Annotated in this window: 26 protein-coding genes and 1 tRNA gene; 19 read left to right on the plus strand and 8 right to left on the minus strand. The window is 68.7% G+C overall.

The genetic code is table 11. The features are described 5' to 3' along the window. The first annotated feature begins 260 nt into the window (after nucleotides 1-260). The 8 genes from ssd (at nucleotide 261) to CA982_RS01635 (ending at nucleotide 5,590) form a co-directional block, all read left to right on the plus strand. On the plus strand, nucleotides 261-1,322 hold the full coding sequence (gene ssd, locus CA982_RS01600) for a septum site-determining protein Ssd (protein WP_086533637.1): 1,062 nt from the start codon (nucleotides 261-263) through the stop codon (nucleotides 1,320-1,322). Then, the gene (locus CA982_RS01605; protein ID WP_086533567.1) at nucleotides 1,319-2,527 is read left to right on the plus strand and encodes a TadA family conjugal transfer-associated ATPase; all 1,209 of its coding nucleotides are present in this window, start codon (nucleotides 1,319-1,321) and stop codon (nucleotides 2,525-2,527) included. Before ssd ends, CA982_RS01605 begins: the two co-directional genes overlap by 4 nt. Beyond that, nucleotides 2,527-3,378 carry a type II secretion system F family protein gene (locus CA982_RS01610; protein ID WP_086533568.1) on the plus strand — a complete coding sequence of 284 codons (852 nt, stop codon included), beginning with the start codon at nucleotides 2,527-2,529 and terminating at the stop codon, nucleotides 3,376-3,378. Before CA982_RS01605 ends, CA982_RS01610 begins: the two co-directional genes overlap by 1 nt. 11 nt (nucleotides 3,379-3,389) lie before the next feature. Continuing rightward, on the plus strand, nucleotides 3,390-4,013 hold the full coding sequence (locus CA982_RS01615; protein WP_086533569.1) for a type II secretion system F family protein: 624 nt from the start codon (nucleotides 3,390-3,392) through the stop codon (nucleotides 4,011-4,013). Between the two features lie 33 nt (nucleotides 4,014-4,046). Beyond that, nucleotides 4,047-4,421 carry a VOC family protein gene (locus CA982_RS01620; RefSeq protein WP_086533570.1) on the plus strand — a complete coding sequence of 125 codons (375 nt, stop codon included), beginning with the start codon at nucleotides 4,047-4,049 and terminating at the stop codon, nucleotides 4,419-4,421. Between the two features lie 148 nt (nucleotides 4,422-4,569). After that, a complete protein-coding gene (locus CA982_RS26645) occupies nucleotides 4,570-4,830 on the plus strand; it encodes a DUF4244 domain-containing protein (RefSeq protein WP_167383312.1) in 261 nt (86 codons plus the stop codon). Further along, nucleotides 4,830-5,222: a TadE family type IV pilus minor pilin gene (locus tag CA982_RS01630; protein WP_208617851.1), complete on the plus strand. Its 393-nt coding sequence runs from the start codon at nucleotides 4,830-4,832 to the stop codon at nucleotides 5,220-5,222. The genes CA982_RS26645 and CA982_RS01630 overlap by 1 nt, the downstream gene beginning before the upstream one ends. Then, entirely contained in the window at nucleotides 5,219-5,590 is a 372-nt protein-coding gene (locus CA982_RS01635; RefSeq protein ID WP_086533572.1) for an Rv3654c family TadE-like protein, read from the plus strand. The genes CA982_RS01630 and CA982_RS01635 overlap by 4 nt, the downstream gene beginning before the upstream one ends. A 16-nt stretch (nucleotides 5,591-5,606) precedes the next feature. Here the strand turns inward: CA982_RS01635 and CA982_RS01640 are convergent, their stop codons facing one another. Beyond that, nucleotides 5,607-6,158, minus strand: coding sequence for a hypothetical protein (locus CA982_RS01640; RefSeq protein WP_086533573.1), 552 nt, complete (start codon nucleotides 6,156-6,158; stop codon nucleotides 5,607-5,609). Continuing rightward, entirely contained in the window at nucleotides 6,151-8,478 is a 2,328-nt protein-coding gene (locus tag CA982_RS01645; RefSeq protein ID WP_086533574.1) for a DEAD/DEAH box helicase, read from the minus strand. The genes CA982_RS01640 and CA982_RS01645 overlap by 8 nt, the downstream gene beginning before the upstream one ends. A gap of 338 nt (nucleotides 8,479-8,816) precedes the next feature. Between CA982_RS01645 and CA982_RS01650 the strand changes: the two genes are divergently transcribed. The 3 genes from CA982_RS01650 (at nucleotide 8,817) to topA (ending at nucleotide 13,103) form a co-directional block, all read left to right on the plus strand. Next, nucleotides 8,817-9,020: a cold-shock protein gene (locus tag CA982_RS01650; RefSeq protein WP_006359048.1), complete on the plus strand. Its 204-nt coding sequence runs from the start codon at nucleotides 8,817-8,819 to the stop codon at nucleotides 9,018-9,020. Nucleotides 9,021-9,222: 202 nt separating this feature from the next. Next, a complete protein-coding gene (locus CA982_RS01655) occupies nucleotides 9,223-9,807 on the plus strand; it encodes a hypothetical protein (RefSeq protein ID WP_086533575.1) in 585 nt (194 codons plus the stop codon). 185 nt (nucleotides 9,808-9,992) lie between these two features. Beyond that, on the plus strand, nucleotides 9,993-13,103 hold the full coding sequence (gene topA, locus CA982_RS01660) for a type I DNA topoisomerase (RefSeq protein WP_086533576.1): 3,111 nt from the start codon (nucleotides 9,993-9,995) through the stop codon (nucleotides 13,101-13,103). Between the two features lie 97 nt (nucleotides 13,104-13,200). Here the strand turns inward: topA and CA982_RS01665 are convergent, their stop codons facing one another. After that, a complete protein-coding gene (locus CA982_RS01665; protein WP_086533639.1) occupies nucleotides 13,201-14,661 on the minus strand; it encodes an adenylate/guanylate cyclase domain-containing protein in 1,461 nt (486 codons plus the stop codon). Nucleotides 14,662-14,833: 172 nt separating this feature from the next. Here CA982_RS01665 and CA982_RS01670 point away from each other — a divergent pair, with 172 nt between their 5' ends. The 4 genes from CA982_RS01670 to CA982_RS01685 all read left to right on the plus strand — a co-directional run bounded on the left by CA982_RS01670 (nucleotide 14,834) and on the right by CA982_RS01685 (nucleotide 17,415). Beyond that, a complete protein-coding gene (locus CA982_RS01670; protein WP_086533577.1) occupies nucleotides 14,834-16,123 on the plus strand; it encodes a DNA polymerase III subunit delta' in 1,290 nt (429 codons plus the stop codon). Between the two features lie 49 nt (nucleotides 16,124-16,172). Beyond that, nucleotides 16,173-16,610 (plus strand): ArsR/SmtB family transcription factor, encoded by a 438-nt coding sequence (locus tag CA982_RS01675; RefSeq protein ID WP_086533578.1) that lies wholly within the window; start codon nucleotides 16,173-16,175, stop codon nucleotides 16,608-16,610. Then, nucleotides 16,607-17,131 (plus strand): SRPBCC family protein, encoded by a 525-nt coding sequence (locus tag CA982_RS01680; RefSeq protein ID WP_086533579.1) that lies wholly within the window; start codon nucleotides 16,607-16,609, stop codon nucleotides 17,129-17,131. Before CA982_RS01675 ends, CA982_RS01680 begins: the two co-directional genes overlap by 4 nt. 104 nt (nucleotides 17,132-17,235) lie before the next feature. Beyond that, nucleotides 17,236-17,415 carry a hypothetical protein gene (locus CA982_RS01685; RefSeq protein ID WP_086533640.1) on the plus strand — a complete coding sequence of 60 codons (180 nt, stop codon included), beginning with the start codon at nucleotides 17,236-17,238 and terminating at the stop codon, nucleotides 17,413-17,415. A 93-nt stretch (nucleotides 17,416-17,508) separates the two neighbouring features. Here CA982_RS01685 and CA982_RS01690 read toward each other — a convergent pair whose 3' ends face one another. Further along, complete coding sequence (locus tag CA982_RS01690) at nucleotides 17,509-18,351, minus strand: alpha/beta fold hydrolase (protein ID WP_086533641.1); 843 nt, start codon at nucleotides 18,349-18,351, stop codon at nucleotides 17,509-17,511. 156 nt (nucleotides 18,352-18,507) lie between these two features. On the opposite strand from CA982_RS01690, the gene CA982_RS01695 reads away from it, so the two are divergent. Next, entirely contained in the window at nucleotides 18,508-19,068 is a 561-nt protein-coding gene (locus CA982_RS01695) for a TetR/AcrR family transcriptional regulator (RefSeq protein WP_086533580.1), read from the plus strand. Between the two features lie 111 nt (nucleotides 19,069-19,179). Next, a complete protein-coding gene (locus CA982_RS01700) occupies nucleotides 19,180-19,911 on the plus strand; it encodes a phytanoyl-CoA dioxygenase family protein (protein WP_086533581.1) in 732 nt (243 codons plus the stop codon). A gap of 13 nt (nucleotides 19,912-19,924) precedes the next feature. Here CA982_RS01700 and CA982_RS01705 read toward each other — a convergent pair whose 3' ends face one another. The 4 genes from CA982_RS01705 to CA982_RS01720 all read right to left on the minus strand — a co-directional run bounded on the left by CA982_RS01705 (nucleotide 19,925) and on the right by CA982_RS01720 (nucleotide 22,900). Then, nucleotides 19,925-21,091 carry a hypothetical protein gene (locus tag CA982_RS01705; protein ID WP_086533582.1) on the minus strand — a complete coding sequence of 389 codons (1,167 nt, stop codon included), beginning with the start codon at nucleotides 21,089-21,091 and terminating at the stop codon, nucleotides 19,925-19,927. A gap of 146 nt (nucleotides 21,092-21,237) precedes the next feature. Continuing rightward, nucleotides 21,238-21,313 (minus strand) — tRNA-Thr (locus CA982_RS01710). A 101-nt stretch (nucleotides 21,314-21,414) separates the two neighbouring features. Next, nucleotides 21,415-22,266 carry an esterase/lipase family protein gene (locus CA982_RS01715; RefSeq protein WP_086533583.1) on the minus strand — a complete coding sequence of 284 codons (852 nt, stop codon included), beginning with the start codon at nucleotides 22,264-22,266 and terminating at the stop codon, nucleotides 21,415-21,417. A 52-nt stretch (nucleotides 22,267-22,318) separates the two neighbouring features. Further along, a complete protein-coding gene (locus CA982_RS01720; protein WP_086533584.1) occupies nucleotides 22,319-22,900 on the minus strand; it encodes a hypothetical protein in 582 nt (193 codons plus the stop codon). A 220-nt stretch (nucleotides 22,901-23,120) separates the two neighbouring features. Here CA982_RS01720 and CA982_RS01725 point away from each other — a divergent pair, with 220 nt between their 5' ends. Further along, nucleotides 23,121-23,999, plus strand: a complete 879-nt coding sequence (locus CA982_RS01725) for a DUF8176 domain-containing protein (protein WP_244176086.1) — start codon at nucleotides 23,121-23,123, stop codon at nucleotides 23,997-23,999. A 43-nt stretch (nucleotides 24,000-24,042) separates the two neighbouring features. Continuing rightward, a complete protein-coding gene (locus CA982_RS01730) occupies nucleotides 24,043-25,248 on the plus strand; it encodes a hypothetical protein (RefSeq protein ID WP_425269013.1) in 1,206 nt (401 codons plus the stop codon). Nucleotides 25,249-25,577 lie beyond the last annotated feature (329 nt).

The following is a 25,577-nucleotide window of genomic DNA, read 5'->3' on the forward strand; positions in this document are numbered from 1 at the left end:
GTGCTTGCAAAGAATCCGAATCCGTGTGTATAGTCATCGGTACCCGGTTCTCATACCGTCACGTTTCAGCCCGACCCCCCGGGGCTGAAACGTGACGACCCCGGCCTCCTCCCCCCCTGGCCGGGGTTGTCCTCTGTCTGGGGTCTTTTCTACCCCGCGGACGAGCCGGCAGCGGCCGGTTGTCCACAGGCTTGGACTCCATCCCCAGGCGGTCGGATCGTGCCTGTCGGCATCCCCCGCCTTCCCTCATGATCATCGGCATGCCCGACGAACTCCTGGTCCTCGTGGATCCCGATCTTCGCGACGATGTCGCACGCTGCGCGGCAGCCGCCGGCTACCTCGTGCAGGTCGCCCCCGCCGACGACTGCCGGCGGGAATGGCTGACGGCCCGGGCCGTGGTCGCGGACCCACCCGCGGTCGAGGTGCTGTCCCGCGTACGTCCGCCCCGCCGTCCCGGCCTCGTCCTGGTGAGCGCCGCCGAACCGGGTGCACACACCTGGCGGATGGCGATGGACCTGGGTGCCGAGGACGCGTCGACGCTGCCGGCCGAGGAAGGGCGCCTCGTCCGGGTGCTGACCGAGTGCCGGGTGCCTCGACGCCGCCCGGCCGGTGTCGTCGCCGTGATCGGGGCACATGGCGGTGCCGGGGCATCCACGCTCGCCGCCGCGGTGGCGCTGACATCGGCCGGCGCCGGCTCGCCCACGCTCCTCCTCGACCTCGACGACATGGGAACCGGTGCCGACCTCCTGCTCGGCATCGAACGCCGCCCCGGGCTGCGCTGGCAGGATCTCTCGCTCGACGGCGGGGTCGTCGGCGGTATGGCTCTCCACCAGGCGCTGCCGAGTGCGCGTGAGGGTCTCGCGGTGCTGACCTCACAGCGACTGCCGGCTGCCGGGTTGAGCGTCGAGGCCGTCACCGCGGTGATCGACGCGGGACACACCCACGGTGATCTCGTCGTGCTCGATCTGCCGCGCTCGGACAACCCGGTGGTCCGGGCGGCGATCGCATCCACCGACGTCGTGGTGGTGGTGACCACCCCCACCGTCGGCGGATGCGCCGCCGCCCGACGCATCGTCGATCGTGTCGTCGGCGACGAGGTGGCCGTCGAGCTCGTCGTGCGGGGACCCTCGCCGGGCGGACTGCGGCCACAGCAGGTCGCCGATGCGATCGGACTCCCGCTGCTCGCCGCCTGCCGACCGGAGCCTCGCCTGGCCGCGCGTCTGGAAGGCGGACCGTTGCGACCGCGCCCTCGTGGTCCGCTCGGGCGCGCGGCACGAACGGTGTACACGAGGGTCGCCGAGCGCAGGCGGCTCGCATCATGACCCGAGCACGAACGGACGGGCAGACCGACGAGGCGCTCCTGGACCGGGTGCGCTCGCGCCTGGCCGCCGACGCGGCCGACCCGAGCCCGGCCGTCATCGCCGACGCGATCCGGGCGGAGGCCGGGGGTGTGCTCGGCGACACCGACCTGCTCGCCGCGCTCCGGTTCCTGCAGACCGAGCTGACCGGGGCGGGCAAGCTCGAGCAACTGCTCGCCGAACCCGACATCGCCGACATCCTGGTCGCGGGCCCCGACGAGGTGTGGGTGGATCGAGGCTCCGGACTCGAGTCGACGCCGATCCGATTTCCGGACGAGGCGTCGGTACGTCGCCTCGCGGGACGGCTCGCGCTCGGCGCCGGCCGCCGACTCGACGATGCGCAGCCCTGGGTCGACGGGCAGTTGTCGAACGTCGGACGCCGGGGGTACACCGTGCGGTTGCACGCGATCATCCCGCCACTCGCAGCGGACGGGACGTGCATCTCGCTACGGGTACTGCGTTCGGCGTCCAAGGACCTGCCGAGCCTGGTCGACGGTGGCGCGATCCCGTCCGAGGTGGTGCCGGTCATCGCCGACATCCTCCGCAACCGGCTCGCCTTCCTGGTCATCGGCGGCACCGGTTCCGGGAAGACGACTCTGCTCAACGCACTGATCGGCGCCATGGATCCGCGCGAGCGGGTGGTCTGCGTCGAGGACGCCCTCGAGCTCGACCCGCGCCATCCGCAGGTGGTACGGCTGGTCGCGCGGGCGTCGAATGTCGAAGGCGTGGGCGAGGTCCCGGTGCGGACCCTGGTCCGTCAGGCGCTTCGGATGAGGCCGGACCGGATCATCGTCGGGGAGGTCCGCGGCGGCGAGGTCATCGACCTCCTCACGGCGCTGAACACCGGCCACGACGGAAGTGCCGGAACGGTCCATGCGAACTCGACGTCGGAGGTACCGGCACGGATGGAAGCGCTTGCCGCGCTGGGGGGTATGGCCCGCGACGCACTGCACAGTCAGCTGGGCGCCGCGTTGCAGGTGGTCCTCGGGGTGGCACGGAATGCGGGCGGGGCGCGCGGCCTGGTCGAGATCGGGGTCGTCCGGCGAGGCGATTCCGGACGAGTGACGATCGTGCCGATCTGGTTGCGCAACAGTGGTTTCACCGCGGACCGCGGCCACTTCGACGCCCTGATCGCCGGCCGCGGGCCGGCGTCGGTGGACCGTCGGTGATGTCCATGCCGGTCGCGATCGCGCTGGTGCTGGCCGCCGCCGCTGTCGCGCTGCTGGTGTCGTCGCCGCCACGGGTGACCGACCGGCTTCAGGCCGTGTGCGGGTGCGCTCTCTCTGCTCGGTTGTCGACTCCGGCGATGCTGGGCCCGATGGCGGTGCCGGTCGGAGCGCTCCTGGCAGGCGGGATACCGGCCGCGGTCGCAGCGGCGATCGTCGTGACGGTCGTGCTGTGGGTGCGCCGACGGCGGATGGCGGAGAAGCAGCGTGATCGCCGGTCGGACGACCTCCTTCTCGCCCTGTCGCTGATGACCGCCGAACTGTCGGTCGGCGCGCCGCCGGTACGGGCCTGCGAGGTCGCGGTCGCCGAACTCCGTCGTCGTGATCCCGGTGACTCGGGTTCCGGATCGGAGATCGCCGACGGCCTGGAGGCGATGGCCTGTCGTGCCGCACTGGGTGGTTCGGTGCTCGAGTCGACGTCCGGGGACGACGCCTCGGTGGGCGACGATTCGGGTGCGGGGTCATGGGTTCGTATCGGCGTGGCGTGGCAGATCGCCGACGACCGTGGTCTCCCGATGGTCGACCTCCTCGGCGCGGTGCGCTCGGATCTACAGGCCCGGCGCGGTTTCGCCGATCGGACTCGGGCGGGACTGTCGGGGCCGCGCGCGACGGCGGCGGTCCTGGCCGGCCTGCCGCTGCTCGGGATCGCGCTGGGACAGGCGACGGGTGCGGGACCGATCCAGGTACTCCTCGGTGGAGGTCTGGGTGGCGTTCTCCTGGTGGTCGGGTGTGGCCTGGTGGCCGCGGGGATCGGGTGGTCGGAGCGCATCACCGGGAAGGTGCTGGCGCAGTGACGTCCGGCGGGATGACGGGTGCTGCCTGCTCGGCGGCCGCCTGCTCGGCGGCCCTGTTCGCCGTGGCGCTGTGGATCTGGCCCGCGCCGCGGTGGTTGCTGTGTCGCGTGACCGGGCCGCCGCCGCCGCGTGATCGCTCGCCGCGGTGGCTGGGCGCCGGACCCCCGCCCGACGATCCGTTCGCGGTGGCGTCGGCATTCGATCTCTTCGCCGTGTGCCTGCGCGCCGGTCTCCCGGTGGGGACCGCGGCGTCGGTGGTCGCCGAACGCGCGCCGGCGTCGATGGCCGGCCCCCTCGCGCACGTCGCCGACCTGCTGCAACTCGGTGCCGACCCGGACGCGGCCTGGTCGGCACTGATCGACGGGTCGAGCGGCGGGACGTCGGACGACCATCTCGATGCGCTCGCCGCGATGGCTCGCCGGTCGGCGCGGGCCGGCTCGTCGCTCGCGGGTGGGCTCGCCGAACTCGCCGAAGACGTGCGGCGCCGGGCCCACGACGACGCCCTGGCGGCCGCTGAGCGAGCCGGTGTCGCCATCAGTGGCCCGCTCGGATTGTGCTTCCTTCCCGCGTTCATCTGTCTCGGCATCGTCCCGGTCGTCGTCGGCCTCGCCTCGACGGTTCTGGGCTCAATCTGACGCGCTGTCGGTGCAAGGACGCACAATGGGTCCATGACCGACTCAGGTTCTCGACACCACGCGATCGACTACATCGAACTCACCGTCACCGACTCCGCAGCGGCGCAGGCGTTCTACTCGTCGGCGTTCGGTTGGCGGTTCAACGACTACGGGCCCGCGTACGCGGGGATCGTGAATCCGGGCGGTCCCGATCTACCCGAGGTCGGTGGTCTCGCGACGGGCGAGACCGCTGCCGTTCGCGGTGGCCCTCTCGTGCTCCTCTACTCCGACGACCTCGACGCCACGGTGGAGCAGGTGCGCGCCGCTGGTGGCGAGATCGTCAACGGGCCCTACGCTTTTCCCGGCGGCCGTCGGTTCCATTTCACGGATCCGAGCGGCAACGAACTCGGGGTGTGGTCGACCTCGTAGGCAGCCGTCATCCGGGTCCGGTCCGGGCTCGGCGTGGTCTCGAGAATCCGATGGATCCGAACCGGCACGCGGTGCGTCCAAGTACTGCAACACCGCAACTGCTACCGCACCAGCCTTCCCGCGGTTCCATCGACTCCCAGGAGAGACCATGTCACGCACCATCTTCCGGACCAACGACGACGAACCGGCGGCCGCGGTGCACAGCCGAGGTGACGTGTTCGGACGCCTCGGCGCACACCTGACTCGCCTCATGGTCGACGAGGAAGGGATGTCGACCGCCGAGTACGCGATCGGGACGATCGCCGCCGCCGCGTTCGGTGCGATCCTCTACACAGTCGTGACAGGTGACAACATCGTGAGCGCGTTGACCGGCATCATCGGGAAGGCGCTCAACACCTCGGTCGGCTGATGCTCCGGTCACATCGATTGCGACGCTTGGCCGGCGACGAGTCGGGGATGGTGACCGTCGAGGCAGCGTACGCGATCGCCGCGATCGTCGTCACGGTGCTGATCGCGGTCGGCGCCATCGCCGCGGTGACCACGCAGATCCGATGCACCGACGCGGCACGCGAGGTGGCGCGACTGTCCGCCGCGGGGGATGCCTCGGCGCGAGAGGCCGCCCGGCAGCTCGTCGGCGACGCTGCACACGTGTCGATCTCGTTCTCCGACGAGCATGTCGTCGTCGAGGTCAGGTCGGAGGTGGCGATGCTGCCCGGTCTGACGATGTCGGCACGGGCGGTGGCGGCGAAGGAGCCGGCAGGTGCGGATCAGGTGGTGTTCGCGTCGGGGGTCGGACCATGACGCCCGGCCGGGGGCTTCTCGCCGACGACACCGGCCACTCGACGGTCCTGGGCGCATTCGTGATCGCGGCATTCGCCGCCGTCCTCGTGATGGTGATCTACGTCGGCGGCGCGGTGCTCGCCCGCCACCAGGCGCAGTCGGCCGCCGATCTGTCGGCACTGGCCGCGGCGATCGCCCACGTTGCCGGCGAGGTGAATCCGTGTGCGGCGGCGCAAGACCTGGCCGCGCGCCAACGGTCCGGGGCAGAACTCGTCGGGTGTCGTATCGACGGGGACGACGTGGTGGTGACGGTGCGGGTGCCGGTCGAACTCGGGAACTTCGGGACGAACGACGCCATCGCACAGGCGCGGGCGGGACCGGTCGGCTGACGCCGCCGGGGCGGATCTACCCGAGTCCGTCCGAATCGACGGAGATCCGCTTCGGATACACACGGATGGATTGCATGGGAGCGAACCACAATTGGTGAAAGTGCACATCCGTGTCACCGCGGTAGGCGAGCTCGAGGGCATCGGTGCCGGTGTTCATCGGGATCCACGACCGGGCCGCCCGGACGAACGACGACCAGTGGATGAGCTCGCCCTCGGTGAGGAAACCCCCTGCTGCGGCCCAGATCTCACCGGAGTGGGCATCGGCGGACGCCAGGTAGACCTCCCCGAGGGACGCGGTCACCCGTGGTCCGACCATCGCCGTCTGGAGGTACCACTGCGCCGTGGTCACGACGTCGGTGAAGCCACCGGACCGGGCAGCACACCAGGCGTAATGGAGGTCCAGGGCGTCGAGTGCCTCCTCTTCGGAGAAGAACACGTCGCGTTCGCCGATCGAGGACGGCAACTGGTCGGTGTTCTGCGTCGGCCGGGCGAGCAGGAAGAAGGCACGGGAGGGGCGGGTGACCTGACGGTACGTGTGGATCCCCCGGTCGGATGCCTCGTCATGCATGGGCCAAGTATTCCCGACGGAGAAGATCCAGGACGGCTACTGCACCATTCTTGTCCAGCGGATCGTTACCGTTACCGCATTTGGGACTCTGGACGCAGGACGGGCAGCCGCTCTCGCAACCGCAGCTGGCCACCGCGTCCCGGGTGGCGTCGATCCAGGTCAGGAAGGCCGAATGGCCTCGTTCGGCGAAACCGGCACCGCCCATGTAGCCGTCGTAGACGAAGACCGTCGGCAGTCCGGTGTCCGGGTGGAGGTCGGTGGAGAGTCCGCCGATGTCCCACCGGTCGCAGGTCGCCACCAGGGGGAGGAGGCCGATGGCCGCATGCTCGGCGGCGTGAAGGGAACCGGGGAGCCGGGTCTCGTCGATGCCGGCGTCGGCGAGCGATTCCGGCGTGAGGGTGTACATCACGGCGCGGGTGTTCAGCGTCTGTTCGGGCATGTCGAGTTCGACGGCGTCGAGCACCTCGCCGGTCCGCAACGTGCGTAGATACCCGACGACCTGGTGCGTGACGTCGACCTCGACGAACGCGACCGTCAGCGGACCGAGTCGCCGGCTCGCGAGGGTCGCGGTCACGGTGATGTCGGTCGTCTCCCGCGCCGACGTCGTCCAGTCCGGGTCCTCCGGATGAGCCAGCGCCAGGCCGTCGTCGAGATCGAGCTCGTCGACGAGATAGGTCTCGCCCTGGTGGATGTGGACGGCGCCGGGGTGCACCGTGGACATCGCCCGACCGGTGTCGACCGTACCGAGCAGCTGCGACGTCGTGGTGTCGACGATGAGGACCTGACCGCCGATGCCGCCGCGGATGTCGACGTCGGCGTGGGGTTCGGTACCGGCGGTGACGTACCACCCGGACTTGCGCTTGCGGAGGAGGCCTTCGGCGGCCAGGTCGTGCGCCACGTCGCGCGCGTTCCAGGCGTCGATCTCCTTGTCCGACAGCGGCTTCTCCATCGCAGCGCACAGCAGGTGCGGGCCGAGGATGTACGGGTTGGCGGGGTCGGTGACCGTGGCCTCGACGGGTTTGCCGAGCAGCGACTCGGGATGGTGCACGAGGTAGGTGTCGAGTGGATCGTCGCGTGCGACGAGCACGACGAGCGAGTCGCCGGACTCGCGCTGGCGTCCCGCACGTCCGGCCTGCTGCCAGAACGAGGCGACCGTGCCGGGATACCCGCTGACGATCACCGCGTCGAGTCCGCTGATGTCGACGCCGAGTTCGAGCGCGTTGGTGGTGGCCACGCCGAGCAGCTCACCGTCGGAGATGGCCTTCTCGAGACGCCGGCGGTCGTCGGCCAGATAGCCGGCGCGGTAGGCCCCGATCCGGGACTCGAGCTCGGGGGCACTCTGCGACAACAGGTGTCGCGCGCTGAGGGCCGTCAGCTCCACACCGCGGCGGCTGCGGGCGAAGCACAGCGTGCGGGCGCCTTCCACCACGAAATCGGCAAGCAGACGGGCGGATTCGGCTCCGGCCGAGCGGCGGACGGGTGCGCCGTTCTCGCCGGTGACCACCGGGAGGAAGTCGGGCTCCCACAGGGCGACGGTCCGCTCACCGCGCGGAGACGCGTCGTCGGTCACCGCGACCGCCGGTTCGCCGATCAGCCGTCCCAGCGCCTCGGCCGGCTCGGCGACCGTCGCGCTGGCCCCGATGACGATCGGGTCTGCGCCTGCGGCCCGGGCTATCCGCAGCAGCCGTCGCATCACCAGCGCGGTGTGGGAGCCGAACACCCCACGGTAGTGGTGACATTCGTCGACGACGATGAAGCGGAGATGCCGGAAGAACTGCCGCCACCGGTGATGGTGGGAGAGAATGCCGATGTGCAACATGTCCGGGTTGGTGAAGATCCAGCGCGAATGCGCGCGGGCCCACTGCCGGATCTCGGGATCGGTGTCGCCGTCGTACGCGCACGGTTGCAGGTGACCGAACTCCGGTCGTCCGGCGATGATCGACGACACCGCCCGGATCTGGTCGGCGCCGAGTGCTTTTGTCGGCGCGAGGTATAGCGCGGTCGCATTCTTTTCGTTCAGCAAAGCAGTGAGAATAGGCATTTGATACGACATCGATTTGCCTGACGCGGTGCCCGTACAAATAGCGACATGATTTCCGCGGAATGCGGCGTCGGCCGCGCGCGCCTGGTGAGTCCACACCTTCTCGATGCCGTTGTCGGCGTATGCGTCGATCAGGGGTTGCGGCACCCAGTCCGGCCAGTCGTCGAAAGATGCTGAGCGCGACGGGATTACCGACAGGTGCGTGAGTGGGGAGGGGTCGGCGTCGGAACCCGCGAGGGTCCGGGCCAGCAGCCCTGTCCCGAATGTGGAGTACTGCATCTTCTGGTGAGAACTCTTCGAAATAGTGTCGCGGCGACAGGTCTCCTGACCTGCGCCGATGTTACCGGCTGATGTCGTTGATCTGAAGTTTGACGAGGTTTTGACTCACTTTGGTTCGTGTGACTATCGCTGGGCGGCCGAACATGATTGACTGGTTCCGGCCGCAGCTTTCGCGACCCACCGCTCGGTGGGCGACAAGCATGTTGCAGCCGTGGTACTGAGGTTAGTTTGGCGGATCGATGCAGATCTTCGCGGGGCTCTTTGAGGTATGGCGGTCGACCGGCCACGACACGATGACCCATCGTGTCGCGACAGTTGATATGTAAAGGATTGCAAGAATGGCACAGGGAACTGTGAAGTGGTTCAACGCGGAAAAGGGCTTCGGCTTCATCGCGCCTGATGAGGGTTCCGACGACGTGTTCGTCCACTATTCCGAGATCCAGGGAGCCGGTTTCCGCACCCTCGAGGAGAACCAGCGGGTCGAGTTCGAGGTCGGACAGGGCACCAAGGGGCCGCAGGCCACCGGTGTCCGCGCCGTCTGAGAACACCCGCGTGTGACTGCACCACGCAGTCGGGGCAAACCACCGCTCCCGTTTCGATTCGTCGAGGCGGGAGCGGTTTGTTGTCAGTGCCCCCTGGTTCGCCGGAGTTCGGCGTCCCGCGCGCCGTCGTCGCGCCGGATCCCCCGATGACTCCACCGGAAACCGGCCACCTATTTCCGAGACACACCACTAGTCTCGACTCGTGGGCCAGTTGTCGTTTTTCTCTGCGGAGACCGAACAGCCCGCGTACGCCGACCTCGCGGGGCTGCTCGCGGCGCACGGACAGTCCGTCCGATCCGAAACCGGTACGCGGGTGTCGATCGTGGTCGCCGACCGCTGGCGGGCCGAGCAGATCGTCGTCGAGATGCGCGCGGCCGGCCTCGACGCCGAGTCGACGACGTCGGACGAGGGCACCCCGCTGGCGCGCACCGCCTCCTGCCACGAACTGGACCCGCTGCACAAGGCGTGGTCGGCGGGAGCGGTGAAGGCGATGCCGTCCGGCTGGGTCCCGAGCTACCGGGCGCTGCGCCTGTGGGTGATCGCCGCAGGTCATTCGGATGCCGGTCGCTACCAGCTCGGATTGGACCCGCATGCCCCGGAGTCGCACGCCGCGCTCGCGACCGCGCTGATGCGTGTCGGGATAGCCCCGACCCTGGTCGGTACGCGCGGGCACTCGCCGGCACTGCGGATCGCGGGCCATCGGCGACTGTCCCGGCTGCACGAGTACGTCGGGGTGCCGCCCTGCGCGGAGGCCGTCGCCGACTGGCCTCCGGTCGACGAGCATTAGCCATCCCACACTCGAGCCTCTGAACTGGTACAACGTGTCAATGTGCCGGCGGATCCGACGTCTGTTCGGGTCCGGCGCGGAATTCAAATGTGCAAACGGCGCTATACATAAGGTACAAACCCAACGAACACACCTGAACTGACACGCAGGAACGTTCTCCACCCAGTCAACCAAAGGACGCCCCGGTGGCAGAGACCAGCACCGCATCCCGCTCGAGCGGGGCTACCCGACGCCTCGTGATCGTCGAGTCGCCGACCAAGGCCCGCAAGATCGCCGGGTACCTCGGGTCGAACTATGTGGTGGAGTCCTCCCGCGGGCACATCCGCGACCTCCCGCGCGGTGCCGCCGACGTGCCGGCCAAGTACAAGGGCCAGCCCTGGGCCCGTCTCGGGGTGAACGTCGACGAGAACTTCGAGCCGCTGTACGTGGTGTCCCCGGACAAGAAGGCGACCGTCAGCGAACTCAAGTCCCTGATGAAGGACGTCGACGAGCTCTACCTCGCCACCGACGGTGACCGCGAGGGGGAGGCGATCGCCTGGCATCTCCTCGAGACACTGAAGCCGAAGATCCCGGTCAAGCGCATGGTGTTCCACGAGATCACCGAGCCGGCCATTCGCGCGGCCGCCGAGAATCCGCGAGACCTCGACATCGACCTGGTCGACGCCCAGGAGACCCGCCGCATCCTCGACCGCCTGTACGGCTACGAGGTGTCGCCGGTGCTGTGGAAGAAGGTCATGCCGAAGCTGTCGGCGGGCCGCGTGCAGTCGGTGGCCACGCGCATCATCGTCGAGCGCGAACGCGAACGGATGGCGTTCGTGTCGGCCGAGTACTGGGACATCTCGGCGATGATGGACGCGAGCGCGGAAACGGCGGACGACGCCAACCCGCAGACGTTCAAGGCGCGCCTGGTCAACGTCGACGAGGCGCGGGTCGCCACGGGACGCGACTTCGAGTCCACGGGTGCGCTGAAGAAGTCCGACGGGGTGATCGTGCTCGACGCCGACCGCGCCGAGAGCCTGGCGGCGGGTCTGCGGGGCGCGGCGATGACCGTCACCTCGGTCGAGGAGAAGCCGTACACGCGCCGGCCGTACGCACCCTTCATGACCTCGACGCTGCAGCAGGAAGCCGGCCGCAAGCTGCGGTTCACCTCGGACCGCACGATGCGGATCGCGCAGCGGCTGTACGAGAACGGCTTCATCACCTACATGCGTACCGACTCGACGAGTCTGAGCGAGTCGGCGATCAACGCCGCACGCGCACAGGCCCGCGAGCTCTACGGCGACAGTTTCGTCCATCCGACGCCACGTCAGTACACACGCAAGGTCAAGAACGCCCAGGAGGCGCACGAGGCCATCCGGCCCGCCGGCGAGACCTTCCGCACCCCGGGCCAGGTCGCCGGGCAGCTCGAGGCCGACGAGTTCCGCCTGTACGAACTGATCTGGCAGCGCACCGTCGCCTCGCAGATGGCCGACGCCAAGGGCACGACGCTGAGCCTGCGGATCGCCGGCACCGCGTCTCCCGTCGCCGGGAGCGAAGCGAGCGGGACGAATCGAACCGGAGGTGAGCGCTGCACGTTCGCCGCGTCGGGCCGGACGATCACCTTCCCCGGCTTCCTGTCGGCGTATGTCGAGACGGTCGACGAGCTGAGCGGCGGCCAGGCCGACGACGCCGAGAACCGGCTCCCGCAGCTGACCGAGGGACAGTCCCTCACCGCGACCGATCTGACCGCCGACGGCCACTCCACCAACCCGCCCGCGCGCTTCACCGAGGCGTCGCTGGTCAAGGTGCTCGAAGAGCTCGGGATCGGCCGCCCGTCGACCTATGCCTCGATCATCGGCACCATCCAGGACCGCGGTTACGTGGTGAAGAAGGGCAACGCCCTCGTGCCGTCGTGGATCGCCTTCGCGGTCGTCGGTCTGCTCGAGGCGTACTTCCAGAGTCTCGTCGACTACGACTTCACCGCGACCCTCGAAGACGACCTGGACCAGATCGCGAACGGCAACGAGAACCGGACGAAGTGGTTGACGGACTTCTACTTCGGCGACACCCATCCCGGCGCGGACGGCGAGATCCGTTCCGCCCATTCGGCGATCGCGCAGCACGGCGGACTGAAGAAGCTCGTCGGCGTCAACCTCGAGGAGATCGACGCCCGGCAGGTCAACTCCATCCGGCTGTTCAACGACGAGGAAGGGCGACCGATCTACGTGCGGGTCGGCCGATTCGGTCCGTACCTCGAGCGCAATGTCGCCACGTCGCCCGACGCCGAGCCGGACCTGCAGCGTGCCAACCTGCCCGCCGACATCACCCCGGACGAGCTGACGCTGGCGGTCGCCGAAAAGCTCTTCGCGACACCGCAAGAGGGTCGTTCGCTGGGAACGGATCCGGCGACGGGTCACGAGATCGTCGCCAAGGAGGGCCGATTCGGTCCCTATGTGACCGAGATCCTGCCGTCGGACGACGATGACGACGACGGTGACACCCCGGCGACCATCCCCGCGGGCCCGACCCCGCGCGACGGCGGGGCCGGCGGTGGCACAGGCGGTTCCGACTCCGCCGACGGCGACGTCGTCCCGCTCGACGCGCCGGGCGGCGGCACGGCGACGAAGACGAAGCCGGCGGCCAAGAAGACCGCGAAGAAGGCTGCGAAGAAGGCCGGACCCAAGCCGCGCACGGGCTCGCTGTTCAAGACGATGGACATCTCGACGGTCACCCTCGACGATGCCCTGAAGCTGCTGTCGCTGCCGCGTGTCGTCGGCGTCGACCCGGAGTCCGGCGACGAGATCACCGCGCAGAACGGCCGGTACGGCCCGTACCTCAAGAAGGGATCGGACTCGCGGTCGCTCGGTTCCGAGGAGCAGCTTTTCGAGATCACCCTCGACGAGGCGTTGAAGATCTACTCCGAGCCCAAGCGCCGCGGTCGACAGGCCGCCGCACCGCCGCTGCGTGAGCTCGGCAAGGACGACGAGGTCAGCGGCAAGCCGATGGTCATCAAGGACGGCCGCTTCGGACCGTATGTGACCGACGGCGAGACCAACGCCAGCCTGCGCAAGGGCGACGAGGTCGCCTCGATCACGCCGGAGCGAGCGATGGAGTTGCTCGCCGATCGTCGGGCACGCGGTCCGGCCAAGAAGGCCACCAAGAAGGCGGCGAAGAAGGCACCGGCCAAGAAGGCCGCGGCGAAGAAGACGACCGCCAAGAAGACCGCGGCCAAGAAGACGACCGCCAAGAAGACCGCGACGAAGAAGACGACAGCCAAGAAGACCGCGGCGAAGAAGGCGACCCCGGACGCCGAGTAGGACCACCGCAGAGCCGCTGGTCCCTGGGCGAAGAACCGTGTGATCTGCGGTTACCGGAGTCCGTCTCGTAGAGCTGTCCGCCGGTGTCGGAGGTCGCTCAGTCCTGCCGGTCCGGCTCGAGGTGCGGGCGGGCGAGGAGCGTCTCGATCCCGCGGCCGCGGAGTTCGACGCCCTCGCCGATCTCCCAGTGCTCGGCTTCCTCGTGCGACGCCAGGAACACGGCGCGCGCCGACCCGAGGACTCGGGTGGGCTCGTCTTTGGCGAGTTCGGTCAGGCGGGCCGCCTCGTTGACCGGGTCGCCGATGACGGTGTACTCGAGTCGCTGTTCGGCACCGATGTGACCGGCGATGGCCTTGCCGGCCGACACCCCGATGCCGATGTCGGTGTCGCCCAGGGTCTCGTAGAGCTCGGCACGCAGCTCCCGCGCCGATGCGAGCGCCCGGCCGGCGAAGTCGTCGAGGTCGAGCGGCGCCCCGAAGATCGCGAGCGCCGCGTCGCCCTGGAACTTGTTGACGAACCCGCCGTGGCGTCCGACGACGCCGACGACGACGCGGAAGAACTCGTTGAGGAGTTCGACGATCTCGCGGGGTGGCCGGTTCACCGCCAGCCGCGTCGAGCCGACGATGTCGACGAACAGGACGCCGACGTAGCGCTCCTCGCCACCGAGTTCGGTGCCGGTCTCGATCGCGCGGCGCGCGACGTCCTCGCCGACGTAGCGGCCGAACAGATTGCGGAGCTGCTGCCGTTCGCGCAGGTCGGCGACCATGTCGTTGAATCCGGCCTGCAGCAGGCCGAGATCACTGCCGTCGTAGATCTTCACCGCGACGTTGAGGTCGCCCTCGCTGACCTTGGACTGCGCGCGCCGCAGTTGCTTGATCGGGTCGTTGATGGCGGCCACGACGCGCACGATGGCGATCACGCTGAACGCGAGCGCGGAGATGGCCATCCACAGGATCGGGCGTTCCAGACCGGTGGAGTCGGCCTCGATGATCCCCAGCCGGTGCAGCACGATCATCCCGATGATGACCAGCATCGGCGCCACGACGCTGATCACCCAGAACGCGGTGATGCGGGTGGTGACGCTGGGGGCGATCGCGTTGTCGGGGTTGTTGGCCATGGCCGCGACGGTGATGGGTCGCATGACCTTCTCCGCCTGCATATAGCTCAGCGCGCACGTGACCATCGCGCCGATCGTGCTCGCGATCGCGACGATGAAGGCGTTCTTCGACGACACGGTCAGGTTGACCAGCGTGAACAGCGTGCCGCCGACGATCCACAGCGCGGCGTTGACCGCGGTCAGCAGCATCGGTAGCGCGAGGGCGCGGCGTCGTGCGGCCTCGTTGTCGAGGCGGGTGCGACGCCGATGCCAGATGAGCACCGGTAGTGACAGCTGGATGCTGGCGAAGCCGCCGATCACCATTGCGATCAGCAGGTAGGCCGCGAAGATGACCTGGTTCAGCGCGGTGATCTCGTCGAGGCTGATCGAATCCTGGATCGGCATGCCGAAGCGCAGGAACGCGAAGGTGAACAGTGCGCCGACGAGATTCGCCCGCAGCATGTCGAGCGCGAGAATCGGCCACGGCGTATGAATCAGCCATCGGGCCAGATGCAGGCCCTTTGACCACCGCGACCGTTGTTGAACCACGGAGTCCACGGTAGCTGGCTGCTTGCAATCGTTAAACACGGTTCCGTGTCTCAGGCGTGTCCGAACTGCGGATTAGGGTGTTGCTGTGACAAATGTCTTCGATCGGCTGACCGGGCAAGAGGCCATTGCCGACGATCTGCGGGCGGCCGCGCGCGCCGCACGGGTTCTGGCGGCGAGGCTCGACGCGGGGTCCTCGACCGACCTGTTCCTCGCCGACGACGAGATCCCGGCCGTCGATGCGGGATGGTCGCGGGCGTCGATGACCCATTCGTGGTTGTTCACCGGGCCGCCGGGCAGCGGTCGGTCGGTGGCCGCGCAGTGCTTCGCCGCGGCCCTGCAGTGCCAATCGCCCGACGCCGCGAACATCGGCTGCGGCGAATGCCGCGCCTGCGTCACCGTGATGGCCAAGACCCACGCCGATGTCCGCCATGTGGTGCCGGAGGGGTTGAGTCTCGCCGTGGGGGCCATGCGCGACATCGTCCAGGCCGCCGCTCGCCGTCCGGGGACGGGGCGCTGGCAGATCGTCATCGTGGAGGATGCCGACCGGCTCACCGAGCAGGCCGCGAACGCGCTGCTGAAGGTCGTCGAGGAGCCTCCGTCACGAACGGTCTTCCTGCTGTGTGCGCCGTCGGTCGATCCCGAGGACATCTCGGTGACCCTGCGCTCGCGCTGCCGGCACGTCGCACTCGTCACGCCGACGACCGCCGACATCGAGCGGGTCCTCGTCGAGCGAGACGGCCTCGACCCGGAGCAGGCGAGGTGGGCGGCGTCGGTGTGCGGCGGACACATCGGACGTGCGCGCCGCCTGGCGACCGACCCGGAGGCGCGCTCGCAACGGGAGAAGGCCCTCGGGCTGGCGCGTGCCGCCGCTCGGGACTCGACGGCCTACGCCGCCGCCGAGGAGTTGGTCCGGTCGGCCGACGAGGCCGCCAAGGCGATCAGCGCCGAACTCGACTCGGCCGAGACCGACGAGATGAAGACCGCGCTCGGCGCGGGCGGCACCGGCAAGGGCACCGCGCGGATGCCGCGCGGCAGTGCCGGCGCGCTCAAAGAACTGGAGAAGCGGCAGAAGTCGCGCGCCACCCGCGTCGGACGCGACGTCCTCGACCGCGCTCTGGTCGACCTCGCGGCGCTGTTCCGCGACGCACTCGTGGTCGGCGTCGGCGCCCAGGTCACCGCGATGCATCCGGACAAGGCCGAGGACATCGCGAACCCGCTCGCCGGCTACGCCGAGCCCGAGCAACTGCTGCAGTGTGTCGAGGCCGTGCTCGCGTGCCGGGAGGCGCTCGACATGAACGTGAAGCCGAAGTTCGCGGTCGACGACATGGTCGCGCGGATCGGACTGGCGCTCGCACGCCCGGTCCGAGCCCAGTGAGAGGCAGGCACGCTGGCCCCATTGGTAACTGATGTGTTACCAATGAAGAGTGGATGAGTTCGAGGCGATTGCCGACCCCGTGCGTCGTGCGCTGATCGAGCGCCTCGCTCGCGGGCCGGCTCGCGTCGTCGACCTCGCCGCCGACCATGCGATCAGCCGGCCGGCGATCTCCCGTCATCTGCGTGTGCTGGGCGAGGCAGGCCTCACGACGGCTGTCGACCACGGCCGCGAGCGACACCACGAACTCACGCCCGGTGCGTTGTCCGCGGTCCGGGGGTGGCTCGACGCCCTGGACTCGCCGGTCGTGGACCAGGCTGCGGCCTCGGCGGACGTCCGGCCGAGATTCGACAGCCGTCATCTCGACGCGCTCGACCTCGAGGTCCGACGCACCGTTCGCGAACGGGGTTCGGTCGACGCCGATGGCGAACCACTCGATTCCGCGCGGACACAGGTCGATTCCGTCAGTCGACAGAAGGAGACAGGATGAGCGCCGACGTCACGGCCACGGGCCGTCGAGAGATTCGGGACGGTGTGGCCCACGTCGTACTCGAGCGCACCTTCGCCGCGCCGATCGATGCTGTGTGGGCGGCGATCACCGAGCCGTCGCGACTCGAACGCTGGATCGGCACGTGGGCGGGCGATCCGGCCGACGGTGTCGTCGAATTCCGGATGACCGCGGAAGGGGAGGACGTGGAGTCCGAGCGGTTCTCGATCCTGGAGTGCGATCCGCCGCGCCGGCTCGTCGTCGAGTCGGCGTCGCCCGGCGGCGACGGGGTCGACGACGTCTGGCGCCTGGAGCTCGATCTGGCCGAAACCGACGGCACCACCACGCTGACGTTCGCGCAGGGGTTGCCGCGGCCGGACTCGGCCGAGAACGTCGGGCCCGGGTGGGAGTACTACCTGGACCGGCTGGTCGCAGCCGAGGCCGGTCGTGGCGTCGCCGGCGTCGAGTGGGATGCCTACCATCCAGCTCTGGCGTCGTCGTACGAGGCGATGTTCCGAGACTGATCGGGCGGTGCCCGGATGTGATCACCGGAGGTGACACGGGTCGGGACCTATCATGAGACCACGGTCGCGAGCCGCGATCGTCGACGATGAGCGAGGAGCAGGCGATGTCGGACTTCATCCGCAAGATCAAGGAAGATGCCAAGGCCGTCTCGGCTGCCATCGATCAGGAACTGACGGTTCTCGAGGGTGTGCCGGGTTATGACCCCCTCGCCGACAACAACGACGCAGAGGCGTCCGACGAGACCGCCGAGGATGCGGCGCCGGTCGAGGGCGACGCTCGATAGGAGCCCGACGACGAACGGCCGCCGGATGGGAAACCATCCGGCGGCCGTCCTGTTCCACGGGGTGTGCTCACCGGGTGAACCCACCCGGGGCGCTCACTTCTGGACGAACCCCAACAGCGCCTCGTTCACCTCGGCGGCGTGGGTCCAGAGCAGGCCGTGGGGGGCGTCGGGGATCTCGACGTAGTCGGCGTCCGGGACGGCCTGGTGGAAACGGCGTCCGCTGGCGTCGATCGGCAGGATGTTGTCCGCCGTGCCGTGCAGGATCAGCGTCGGCTTGCCCGAGTCGCGAACCGCGGCAACGTCGTCGCGGAAGTCCTCGATCCAGGTGGGGACGACCGCGTAGGCGGCCACCGGTGCGCTGCCGACGGCGGTGTTCCAGTTCGCGTCCACGACCTCCTGGGTGATGCGGGTGCCGAGGTTGTCGTCGAGGTTGTAGAAGTCCTTGTAGAACTGGGTGTACCAGGCGTAGCGGTTCTCCTTGGCGGCTGCGGCGATGCCGTCGAAGACCGAACGGTCGACGCCTTCGGGGTTGTCGTCGGTCTTGACCAGGAACGGCTCGAGCGAGGCCAGGAACGCGAACTTCGCGATGCGGTCCGTGCCATGGTTTTTGGCGTAGCGGGCGAGTTCGCCGGTGCCCATGGAGAATCCGACGAGGATGACGTCGCGGAGGTCGAGTGTCTCCAGCACGGTGTTGAGGTCCGCGGCGAAGGTGTCGTAGTGGTAGCCGGTGCCGACCTTGCTGGACTGTCCGAATCCGCGACGGTCGTAGGTGATCACGCGGTAGCCGGCGTCGATGAGCTCGCGCGCCTGCAGCTCCCAGCTGTTGCCGTCGAGTGGGTAGCCGTGGATCAGCACGACGGCCTGACCGGTGCCGTGGTCTTCGTAGTACAGCTCGATGTCGGTGGAGTTCTCGGTGCCGACGGTGATGTAACCCATTGCGATCACTTCTCTCTGATGAGGCGACCCGATCGGGATCGGTATCGGATACGGCGTGCGGGAGAACGTTCGTTCTCGCCGGTGGTTGCTACACTAGAGAACGATCGTTCCCCGCGCAACCCGTAGCCGGGAATCGGTAGCAGAGGAGTCTTCGAGGTGACCGACGCAGTGGATCCGCACGAGCGGGTGGTCCGCGCCGCTGACCAGTTGTTCAACGCGCACGGCGTCCACGCGGTCGGGATGGACAAGGTCCGCGATGCCGCCGGGGTGTCGCTGAAGAAGATCTACTCGATGTTCCCCTCGAAGGAGGCACTGATCCTCGCCGTTCTCGAGGACCGGACCCGGCAGTGGAATGCCGGGATCGCCGCCTGTGCGGATGGGCTGTCGTCGCCGCGGGAGAAGTTGCTCGCCGTGTTCGACTTCCTGCTCGAGTGGTTCGGCACCGACGAGTTCCGTGGCTGCGCGTTCATCAACGCCTACGGTGAACTCGGGGCCGAGATGCCGTCGGTCGCCGCGGCGGTCCGAGCGCAGAAGGCGGACTTCCAGCGGTACGTCGCGGGTCTGGTGGCCGAGTTGGGTGCGCCCGACGGGCTCGGCGCTCAACTCTCCATCCTCGCCGAAGGTGCGCAGACGACGGCGGCGATAGCCGGTTCGGTGCGGGCCGCCGACGACGCGCGTGCCGCCGCGGAAGCCCTGATCGACCAAGCGCTCCGCTGATGGTGTCGAGAAGCGCTGCAGCCGTGTCCTTCTCGCGTCAGTGACGGGTATCTGGCGTGAAGTCGTCGAAAAGGGGTCGCACGGCGACCCGAATGATGCGACGCTGCGACGGTGACCGATCTGGACCCTTCCATCGCCGAGGCCTTCGTCGAGAACGGCTTTGTCAAGATCGAGCGTCCGTCGCTGCGGGGCGCGGCAGACCGCGCACGGGCGGGTCTGTGGGCACAGTTGGGGCTTTCGGAGGACGATCCCGCGGGCTGGACGGAACCCGTGCGCTGGGCGTCGGATCTGCTGGGTGCCGGCCCGTTCGGAGCGCTGGCGAACAGTCCGGAGCTGACCGAGGCGCTCGATGTGATCTGTGGCGTCGGCGGCTGGACACCGCGGGGAGCGTTGGGCAACATCCCGGTCCGCTTCCCGGTGCCGCCGACCGTCGATGACCGCGGCTGGCACATCGACGCCAACACCCCGCGTGACGACGGAACGTGGGTGGTGAGCCGACAGTCCCACACCGTGCTGGTCCTGACCGTGCTCTCCGAGATCGGGCCCACCGACGCACCGACCCGCATCCGGGTGGGATCACACCTCGACGCCGTCGACGTGCTCGACGACGAGGGTCGGAGTCCGTTCGACGTCGGCCCGTCACTCGAGGCGGCGAGCCGCGATCGGCCCGTTGCCTTCGCGACCGGCAGTCCCGGCGACGTCTACGTGGTCCATCCGTTCACCGTGCACGCGGCTGACGAACACCGGGGCGAGGCACCGAGATTCATGGCTCAGGGGCCGGTGATGCTCGCCTCGCCGTTGTCGCCGGGTTCGGCCGGGCCACTCGCGTGCGTGTTCGGCTGAGCGCCCACGACGCCTAGGCGGTGGACTCCGCCGACTCGCTGCCGGAACTGTCGTCACCGGAGCGGTCGCTCGATTCGGAGTCGGCATCGCCCGATCCGGGATCGCCGCCTTCCGCCGGGTCGACCGATCCCGGGCTGCCGGGCTGCTCGGGCCGGTTGTCGTCGACCTGCTCACCTGCGTGCGGATTGTCGCCGGGGTTCGCGCTGTCCTCGCGCTCGGTCGGCGTATCCGTACCGCCGTCGACGTCGGTGTCCGGCCGGGTCTCTCGATCCACGCGCCGTGGTTCTCCGGAGTCCCGGGGTGGCTCGGCATCGGTGCCCGCGTCGGAGCGGGTCTCGATGTCGCGGGTCTCCGTGTTCGGCTCGATGGGCCGGCCGCGGGGTGGTTCGGCGGCGTCCGGTTCGCCGCGGGTGTCCGGGTCGGTGCGAGGTGTCTCGACGGGCCGTTCGGTTCTCGGGGGGACGCTGCCCCGACCCAGCGACTTCAGGAGCGCGGAGACGAGCGGGATGGTCTCGAGCCAGGCCCGAATGCTCCACGGCCCCCGCGGATCCGACACCAGGACGATGACCGGTCCATCGGTGTCGGTCGGGGGCGGAGGCGTCAGGCTGGTGCCACCATCGGGTACGCCGGGTCCGCCGGAACCCTGGGCGTCGCCGGTGTAGACGACGAAGGGGCTGTTCGCATCCAGGCCGGCGATGACGGTCATGACCGCCAGGTTCTGTTGCACCGCTCGTTCTTTGGTCTCGTCGTCGAACTCGGTGGACAGTACGGCGCGGGTTCGGGGGCCGCTGGCGATGATGGGACCGATCGACTGCGGATGGTCGATGACCAGGGTCCGAGGAGCGCCGGCGACGGGCAGGTCTCGTGTGAAGAGGGTGTCGGCGGCGGCCGGGGAAGCCGCGAGAATTCCCCGCGTGGGGTGACCGACGGCAACCTGCGGGGGCTGATTCGGGAGCAGCGATGTGGTGTGCGCCTGTGCCGCGACCTGGACGGTGGCGGGTGCGGCGAGGGCGTGGACCAGGGTGGTGGCGTTGATCGACGCGACTGCCGTCGGGATCACCGTGCAGAGCGAGAGTGCGGCGAGGGTCAGGGAGGTACCGGCGACGCCCGAGGGTCGCCGAAGAGGACCGCCGCCGTCGTTGTCGACGGCGCGGTGCGTGCCGCGCCGATGTGATGCCACCCCTGGGCCCCCTCTTTGTCGATCAGATAGTAGACGACGCAGGGGTGGCATGGTGTCGTCTGAATGACGCGAATCGGGACATCTGCTCGGTGCGTCGAGCCGGCACCGGTCGGTGACGTCATCGTGGTGCGGCAACGGGGCCGACATGGAGCCGCCCAGGGGAATCGAACCCCTGACCTATTCATTACGAGTGAATTGCTCTACCGACTGAGCTAGGGCGGCGTGCTACGCGAGGCAGCGCAGACGAGTCTAGCGAGGGTCCGGGAACGAACAAAACCCGGGTCGTCGACGCGGGTGATGCCTCCGTCGGAGCGCTGGTCGGCTCAGCCCGGGAAGTCCGAGCCACAGGCGACGGGCACCCGGTGATCCGGGTCGAGCGCGTTGCGGACCAGCGCCCCGACGGTCGGGGAGTAGGCCATCCCGACATGACCGATCTTCGACGCCGGGCACACATCCTGGACCAGCGTGTTGGTGATGTTCGGACCGGGCGGCATCAGGGTGAGCACGTACGGGGTCGAGATCTCGTCGTAGCGCGTCGCGAGGTTCACGTACGTGATCGCGGGATGTCGCGGGCCCCAATAGCTCTGTCCGGGAGCCCGAGCCGGCAGCCGATCGGTGATGGAGCCGACCCGCGAATAGCCGCGGTTCGACGCGGACAGTCCGACGATCGTGCCCACCTGGGCCGCGCGTCCGGGTAGCTGGGTGACGAGCTGGGCGATCGCGCCGCCCTGGCTGTGGCCGACGAAGTCGACCTGCCTGGCGCCGGTGGCGGTCAGGACTCGTCCGACGAAGGCCGAGACCGCGCGGGCGGATTGCTCCTTGTTGCCCAGACCTCCCGTGGTGCCGCTCCAACTGGTCTGGCCGTAGGTCAGGCTGAACACGCAGTAGCCCGCATTCGCCAGTGTGGGAGCGAGGTACGCCCAGTTGGCGCTCTGGTTCATGGCCGTCGCGTGCAGCAGCACGACGGGGTTGCGGCCGTCACGGTCGCGGCAGTCGAAGCGGTTGGCGCCGGGAGGCGACTCCGATGCCGGGTTCAGGTACCGAGAGGCGATGGCGGTCACCGCATCGGTCGTGACCGGAAACGGCGTGGCGTGCGCGGTGCCCGCGACGAGACACAGGATCGTGGCCGCCATCGCGATGAACGCCGACGTGACCCCGGTTCGGATGCGGTTCATGGAGGGAATTGTCGCCGACCGGACCGTAGCGGCACGGCGTTTCGGCGTACCGCTACTCGGAGTCGCGTCGACGGAATTCGACGCCACGCGGCGACAGTTCGTAGCCGACGACGAGGCTGTCGGTCAGTCCGAGCTTCTTGAGCTTGGTGATGTCCTGCTTCAATCCCGCTCTCTCGCGGCCGAGTTCGGCCGCGAGGTCGGTGGACACCACCCCTGGGCGGCGGGCGATCACGTCGAGCACGTCACGCGTCCACGGTCCGCGAGTGGACCGCGCGTCCATACGATCGAGGCGGGTCCGGATCTCGTCGACATCGTCGTCGGACAGATCGTCATCGGCGCGCAGAGCGATTCGCGGGTCCTCGCCGATACACCGCAGTCCGATCCGGTACGTCGGGTTGTGGACGTTGACGCACAGGGCGGCGCGGACGTCGTCGGCGGCGTCGTATCCCGCGCGACGTGCTTCGTCGTCCGTGATCCGCTCGGGGTCGACGCGCTGCATGGACGTCACCTCGATCACGTGCGTCAGCGCGATGAAGCTCGAGCCCGGATGTATGCGCGGGTCCCCCCATCGCCGGAAGGCGAGGTCGACGGTTCCATCGGCGACCCCGCGAGCGACTGCGGCCGTGAGAAGCACAGTCGCGACCTTAGCCAGCGGGCCGGCGCGGTGCAGGATCCGTGGTCAGACGCCTGTGTCACCCCTGTGGACGACAGCTGAGAGGTCGCTGAGAGCTGTTGTAGGGTAACCCGAGGTCAGCGACGGCATTGCCGACGTCTTCGGGGGACCCCCTGCGTCGTGCCGTCGTCGAACGCAACTTCACGACGACATGATCACCGGCCGGGGGGAGGGATCTTTGGTGCCGCCGCGCGTTCTCGCACTGTGGTTTCCCGACGTCCCACCGTGGCCTGCCGTCGATGCGACACCCGCCGCCGATCTGGCCGCTCACCTGGCCCGACACCGTTCCGTCGGCCCAGCTCACGACGCTCCGCAACCGGCGGCGGTGGCCGTGCTCGAGCGTCCGATTCCGGTGTTCGAGGAGCCGGCCCGGACGCCGATCCCGGTGGCAGACGTCGTTGTTCCGCGTCCCTCTTCTGAGCTCGACGCGTTCCTCGCCGAGGCCGAGAAGTCGGTGCGGGCACAGCGTAAGACCGGGTCGGGCAAGCGCAGGGAACGTCGTCCCCACGCCGGTTCGCCCCTGCGAATAGCGGGTGCGGTAGCAGCGATTCTTGTGATCGTGACCACAGTTCTGGGTGTGGTCCTGGCTCAGGGCGGTGAGCCCGAGTCGGCAACGGCGTCGACGCCGAGCACCGACGCCGCGTCGGACCCGCTCATTCCGTCCACCTCGGCAGTAGCGAGCGAGCCCGCCTGTACGCAGCGACCGGTGGGGGCGGGGACGACGGTGTCCGACGGCGACGACGCCGGCAATCAGGAATCGGGTGCCGGAGCGATCCGCGCCTTCAACCATGCCTATTACGTCCTGCGCTCGGCGAAGGCGGCACGCGCGGTCGCAGCCCCGGGCGCGGTGGCCTCCGAGTACGTCATGCAGCAGTACATCAACCAGCGACCGCTCGGGACCCGGCACTGCCTGACCGTCTCCGACCGCGGATCCGGCGAGTACTCGGTGGTGCTGACCGAACTGCAGCCCGACGCGGCGCCCATCACCTACCGGCAGGTCATCCGCACCACGACCGCCGGCGGCAAGTCCTACATCCAGTCGATTCGATCCGTTGAGTGAGTTTTCGTCCGCCACCGCGGGCACACCAGAGAGGTAGTCGGTAATGAGTCATGGTCGGGGTCGGCACCGGAAGCGTCGTGTGCCGAGTGGTCCATTGCTGTCGGTGACGTCGGCGGTGGTCGCGGTGTCGATCACCGCGGGCGCCGGGGCGGCGTTCGCGGTTCCGGAGCAGGGCGGAACCAGCCCGGGTGACACGGCTCCCGGTCAGGGCGGCACGAGTCCGGGGGATGTGTCCCCGGACGGTGGCGCCGGTGCGGAGGCGACGGTGGAGCCGATCGTGGTTCCCGGTCCGGGCAGCATCCCCGGTCCGCCGGTGGAGGCGCCGTATCAGGCGTACACCGCGCCGGGGTCGCAGTCTTATGACGAGCCCTACACCCCGCTGATCAACAATCGGGTGGCACCGCGGGTTGCGCCGCCGGTCCGGCCGATCGCGCCGCCGCCGGAGAAGATCCGTGTGGGCAACTTCGTCACCGACATCCCTGAGGGCATGTCGAAGCGTGATGTGAACTCGATCAATGCGTGGTCGGCCTATGGTGAGGCGAAGATCGCGCAGGGTCTGATCTCGGCTGGTGTTCCTGAGGACGAGGCGACTCGTCGTGCGGCTGCGACGATCATCGGCGTGATGGCTGGTGGTACCGCCGGTGCTGTCGCACTGGGCATTCCGTCGGCGGTCGTGGGGGCGGTCGGGGGAGCGGGAGTGGGCGCGAGCGCCGGCGCAATAGTGGGCATCTTTACGACCCTTGGGCTGACTTCAGGTGCTGACGCGTTGGCGGGCGCGGGCATCGGTGCTGCGGTTGGCGGTATCGGCGCAGGCGTAGCGGGTGCGGTTATCGGTGCAGCCATCGGGGGCACGGCAGGCGGACTGCTGGCGTACTCGCTCGGTGCCGGAGATCCCGGTGCGAACCCTGATGAGCCGTGGCGCCAGAACGGGCCGCGTCACGCGCTGCCAGAATCTGGCCCGAATCAATTCGAATTTCACTTGTCATCGGACCAGGCCCGTCTTTCGGGGCTGCCTGCTGTCGACTATGTCGTGAATCATCGCGGTGACGTCGACGCGCAGGTTGGCACGTCGACCTTCAAATGGACTGGTGTACAGGCTCGTTCGCCCTACGCTGTGTTGGGACCACAAGTTGAGAAGTCAGTCCGTGATTGGACGCGGGCGCAATCTGAGAATCTCAAGAACGCGGTCCCAGGGAGTAACGTGCTGTGGCCCGGAGAGGATGACGACAGTAAAGCATTCAGGCAGTGAGCTGAAGTGCGCGAGATGGCCTGCATCGATTCTGTGTAGAACTAAGAGAGTATGAAATGAAGAAGCCGGTGGTGGCAATTTGCGTTGCGGTAGTCGCGATGTTCAGTGTCTTGTTCGGTGGAGGGAACGCGTCCGCTACTCCAATGCAGAACTTCAGTACAAATGGCACGACGTTCGGGACATTTGGTGACCATTCCTTCTGCCGCGGTGCCATTACATACAAGGTGGACGGGGTGGCGAAGAAGCGCGGAGTGGTCCGGGTCACCGCGACTTCGCACGGCTTCTCGGGCCAGGGTCCGAGCTGGTTTCGCAACCCCAACTGTCGAGTC

It is taken from the genome of Gordonia lacunae, assembly GCF_002149015.1.
Classification (GTDB): domain Bacteria; phylum Actinomycetota; class Actinomycetes; order Mycobacteriales; family Mycobacteriaceae; genus Gordonia; species Gordonia lacunae.

Excerpts from the sequence above, each read along its gene's own strand:
- CA982_RS01605 (WP_086533567.1), top strand. The coding sequence starts at position 1,319 with ATGACCCGAGCACGAACGGACGGGCAGACCGACGAGGCGCTCCTGGAC.
- CA982_RS01650 (WP_006359048.1), top strand. The coding sequence starts at position 8,817 with ATGGCACAGGGAACTGTGAAGTGGTTCAACGCGGAAAAGGGCTTCGGC.
- CA982_RS01715 (WP_086533583.1), bottom strand. The coding sequence starts at position 22,266 with ATGAACCGCATCCGAACCGGGGTCACGTCGGCGTTCATCGCGATGGCG.
- CA982_RS01685 (WP_086533640.1), top strand. The coding sequence starts at position 17,236 with ATGTCGGACTTCATCCGCAAGATCAAGGAAGATGCCAAGGCCGTCTCG.
- CA982_RS01610 (WP_086533568.1), top strand. The coding sequence starts at position 2,527 with ATGTCCATGCCGGTCGCGATCGCGCTGGTGCTGGCCGCCGCCGCTGTC.
- CA982_RS01615 (WP_086533569.1), top strand. The coding sequence starts at position 3,390 with ATGACGGGTGCTGCCTGCTCGGCGGCCGCCTGCTCGGCGGCCCTGTTC.
- CA982_RS01730 (WP_425269013.1), top strand. The coding sequence starts at position 24,043 with ATGAGTCATGGTCGGGGTCGGCACCGGAAGCGTCGTGTGCCGAGTGGT.
- CA982_RS01630 (WP_208617851.1), top strand. The coding sequence starts at position 4,830 with ATGCTCCGGTCACATCGATTGCGACGCTTGGCCGGCGACGAGTCGGGG.
- CA982_RS26645 (WP_167383312.1), top strand. The coding sequence starts at position 4,570 with ATGTCACGCACCATCTTCCGGACCAACGACGACGAACCGGCGGCCGCG.
- CA982_RS01665 (WP_086533639.1), bottom strand. The coding sequence starts at position 14,661 with ATGCTGCGGGCGAATCTCGTCGGCGCACTGTTCACCTTCGCGTTCCTG.
- CA982_RS01680 (WP_086533579.1), top strand. The coding sequence starts at position 16,607 with ATGAGCGCCGACGTCACGGCCACGGGCCGTCGAGAGATTCGGGACGGT.
- CA982_RS01690 (WP_086533641.1), bottom strand. The coding sequence starts at position 18,351 with ATGGGTTACATCACCGTCGGCACCGAGAACTCCACCGACATCGAGCTG.
- CA982_RS01620 (WP_086533570.1), top strand. The coding sequence starts at position 4,047 with ATGACCGACTCAGGTTCTCGACACCACGCGATCGACTACATCGAACTC.
- CA982_RS01645 (WP_086533574.1), bottom strand. The coding sequence starts at position 8,478 with ATGCAGTACTCCACATTCGGGACAGGGCTGCTGGCCCGGACCCTCGCG.
- CA982_RS01640 (WP_086533573.1), bottom strand. The coding sequence starts at position 6,158 with ATGCATGACGAGGCATCCGACCGGGGGATCCACACGTACCGTCAGGTC.
- ssd (WP_086533637.1), top strand. The coding sequence starts at position 261 with ATGCCCGACGAACTCCTGGTCCTCGTGGATCCCGATCTTCGCGACGAT.
- CA982_RS01635 (WP_086533572.1), top strand. The coding sequence starts at position 5,219 with ATGACGCCCGGCCGGGGGCTTCTCGCCGACGACACCGGCCACTCGACG.